We start from the raw sequence: 260 nt of genomic DNA on the forward strand, positions 1-260 counted from the left end.
TGTCGGTGGCGGCGCCGTCGACGTCATACAGATGCAGGGTGTCGATGCCCAGGATGTGATGGAATGCCAGGGCCTGGAACTCGCTTTGCGCGCCATTGCCGATCAAGGCCATGCGGCGCGATCCCGGACGCGCCAGGGCGCGCGCGGCCAGGGCGGAGGTGGCGGCGGTCCGCAGCGCGGTGGTCAACGTCAGTTCGCTGATCAGCAGCGGTTCGCCGGTGCTGACCCGCGCCAGCGCGCCAAAGGCCATCACCGTGCTC

Annotated in this window: 1 pseudogene; it reads right to left on the reverse strand. The window is 69.6% G+C overall.

Annotated features, from left to right (window positions below):
* Window positions 1–260, reverse strand: a pseudogene (locus OH705_RS27810) (ornithine cyclodeaminase); the annotation flags it as partial.

This window comes from Pseudomonas sp. BJa3, from assembly GCF_026343815.1.
GTDB classification, from domain to species: domain Bacteria; phylum Pseudomonadota; class Gammaproteobacteria; order Pseudomonadales; family Pseudomonadaceae; genus Aquipseudomonas; species Aquipseudomonas soli.